The organism is Bacillus sp. 7705b, from assembly GCF_002289525.1.
Lineage (GTDB): Bacteria > Bacillota > Bacilli > Bacillales > Bacillaceae > Bacillus > Bacillus halotolerans.
Genome location: NZ_NSDH01000027.1, coordinates 1 through 2,699, shown reverse-complemented (window position 1 = coordinate 2,699; position 2,699 = coordinate 1). Strand labels below are relative to the sequence as shown.

The 2,699-nt window shown below is 43.1% G+C and carries 6 protein-coding genes; all 6 read right to left on the bottom strand.

What is annotated here, in order from left to right; all coding sequences use genetic code 11:
- On the bottom strand, nucleotides 1-312 hold a 312-nt coding region (gene rplS / locus CJU60_RS11230; protein ID WP_095713830.1), incomplete at its 3' end, for a 50S ribosomal protein L19.
- A gap of 139 nt (nucleotides 313-451) precedes the next feature.
- Nucleotides 452-1,183, bottom strand: a complete 732-nt coding sequence (gene trmD / locus CJU60_RS11225) for a tRNA (guanosine(37)-N1)-methyltransferase TrmD (protein WP_024121384.1) — start codon at nucleotides 1,181-1,183, stop codon at nucleotides 452-454.
- On the bottom strand, nucleotides 1,180-1,704 hold the full coding sequence (gene rimM, locus CJU60_RS11220) for a ribosome maturation factor RimM (RefSeq protein WP_095713829.1): 525 nt from the start codon (nucleotides 1,702-1,704) through the stop codon (nucleotides 1,180-1,182). The genes trmD and rimM overlap by 4 nt, the downstream gene beginning before the upstream one ends.
- Before the next feature lie 4 nt (nucleotides 1,705-1,708).
- Nucleotides 1,709-2,095, bottom strand: coding sequence for a YlqD family protein (locus CJU60_RS11215; protein WP_024121382.1), 387 nt, complete (start codon nucleotides 2,093-2,095; stop codon nucleotides 1,709-1,711).
- Between the two features lie 121 nt (nucleotides 2,096-2,216).
- Nucleotides 2,217-2,462, bottom strand: a complete 246-nt coding sequence (locus CJU60_RS11210) for a KH domain-containing protein (RefSeq protein ID WP_024121381.1) — start codon at nucleotides 2,460-2,462, stop codon at nucleotides 2,217-2,219.
- The coding region (gene rpsP / locus CJU60_RS11205; protein ID WP_010334224.1) for a 30S ribosomal protein S16 at nucleotides 2,462-2,699 on the bottom strand (238 nt) is incomplete at its 5' end. The genes CJU60_RS11210 and rpsP, both read right to left, overlap by 1 nt.

The following is a 2,699-nucleotide window of genomic DNA, read 5'->3' as shown; positions in this document are numbered from 1 at the left end:
GCGAAGTTCACGCAGGTAGTAAAGCTTAGCACGGCGTACTTTACCGTAACGTACAACTTCGATTTTCGCGATTTTTGGTGTGTGTACAGGGAAAGTACGTTCAACGCCAACACCGTAAGAAATCTTACGAACTGTGAACGTTTCGCTGATTCCACCACCACGACGCTTAATCACAACACCTTCAAAGATCTGGATACGCTCACGGTTACCCTCAACAACTTTTACGTGTACACGTAAAGTGTCACCAGGACGGAACGTAGGAAGATCAGTACGAAGCTGTTCTTTTGTGATATCTTCAATTAGTTTTTGCATCGTTTTCAACTCCTTCCAACAGATGCTCTTGGCCTCAAAACCCGGCACAGCGGAACATCGTTTTCAAGCTTTCAACGGATAAGCCCGTTCAAGCCACAAGTAGTATCTTATCACAATTTCATAGCCTATGCAATAAAATCTATTCTTTTTCCCATTCAGAAATCCATTTTCTTTCTTGCTCTGTAAGCGGATAGTCTTTCAGAAGATCCGGGCGTCTTAAATAGGTTCTTCTGATCGATTCTTTATTCCGCCATTCTTTGATTTTAGCATGGTTTCCTGATAGAAGTGTTTCAGGCACTTTTAAACCTTTATAATCTGCCGGTCTTGTATAATGCGGATGCTCCAAGAGCCCCGTACTGAACGAATCCTCTATGTGGGAAGCCTCTTTGCCAAGCACACCCGGAAGCAGCCTGACGACACTGTCAGCAATCATCATCGCAGGCAGCTCACCGCCTGTCAGAACGAAGTCGCCAATTGATATTTCATCTGTCACCAAATGCTCGCGGATTCGCTCATCATAGCCTTCATAATGACCGCAGATAAACAGCAAATGCTCTTCCTTTGCCAATTCCTCGGCTTTTTTTTGTGTGAAACGCTCACCTTGCGGGCAGACGAGGATAACGCGCGGCGGACTGTCGGCTTTTGAGGCCAGATCCTCAACCGCGTCAAAAACAGGCTGAGGCTTCAGAACCATACCTGCTCCGCCACCGTAAGGATAATCATCCACTGTATTATGCTTGTTATCAGAATACTCCCGGAAATTGACGATCTGGAACTGCACTGCTTCTTTTTCTTGGGCTTTTTGAAGAATGGATGAACCGAGCACCCCTTCAAACATTTCAGGAAACAGCGTCAAAAAATCGATTTTCATTCGTCTATTAATCCTTCCATGAGTTGAATCTCAATTTTCTTTTCGCTGACATCAATCTGTTTGACGACTGATTCAATGTAAGGGATCAGCGCGTCTTTTTTACCTTTACGCCCGATTACCCATACATCATTGGCTCCCGGTGTTAAAATTTCTTTCACCTTTCCGATCAGTTCGCCTTCTTCGGTAAAAACTTCACAGCCGATAATTTCGTGGAAATAAAATTCTCCTTCATTCAGCTCACCCAAATCCTCTTCAGGAACTTTGATGATGGCGTTTTTCAGTTCCTCTACTTCATTTAGGCTTTGTCTTTCTTTAAACTGCAGCAGATGAAATTGCTTATGCAGCCTGTACGTGTTTACCGTTACCTCTATCGGTTCTTGGCGTCCGTCTATAAACAAATACAGCGTGTTGCCCGGCTTGTACCGTTCTTCGGCAAAATCCGTTTTTGAAATGACCCGCACCTCGCCTTTAATTCCGTGGGTATTTACAATTTTACCGACATTAAACCATCGCTTTGTCATATGATCACCTCTGGCGAATTTCAATTACTGTTCCGTCTTTTATGACGATGGTGTTTGCTGCTGTTTTCTCATGCCAGTCATCTCCGACTTCAATGGTCAGCAGCGCATCGATTTCCTTTTCTTTCATTTCACTGCCAAGCGGTAATGTATGTACTTGGGTAATTTGAAAATCGATCATTTTCATATTATCTTTTCGTTTTTCTATTGCCTTTTTAAATTGTTCAATTACATCTGGGTTCTGCTGTTCTTTTTCATGTTTTCTAAGCTGAAAATAGAGCTGGCTGCATTCTCGTTCAAGCATTTGCTTCTTTTCTGTGAAAGTAGATAAAAGCTTTTCTTTGCTGCGCTCGGTTAAGACTTGCATAACGGCTACACGGTGAATAATTTGCATCGCACCAAGCTCCCTGCTTTTAAAACTTTTTCAAGACCAGACTTTTCTATCTTGTCTTATCTTCTATCAGTTTACCCGTTTTTTGCGTGTAAAAAAAGGGGAGGTGCCGGCCCTCTCCCTTTTAGTCAAATATTTCAAATTGAACTTTCTTAGAAGACTGTGCGCCAGCTGCAAATACAGCTGTTCGAATCGCTTTTGCAGTCCGGCCTTGCTTCCCGATAACTTTACCGGTATCTGACTTATGAACAGATAAGCGCAGCGCAATCTTTTGATCGGTTTCTTCTCTTATGACCCGAATGTCATCTGGATGATCAACAAGCGGCGTCACAATCGTGACAATCAAATCTTCCAAGTGTTGATCAGTCATTACTTGCCTTGTTTAGCGTTGTGGAATTTTTCCATGATTCCTTGGCTAGAGAACAAGTTGCGAACTGTATCAGATGGTTTCGCTCCAGTTTGAAGCCATTTAAGAGCAAGCTCTTCATCGATTTTTACTTCCGCTGGTTTTGCAACCGGGTTGTAAGTGCCGACTGTTTCGATGAAACGGCCGTCACGCGGTGAACGAGAATCTGCTACAACAATACGATAGAAAGGAGATTTTTTT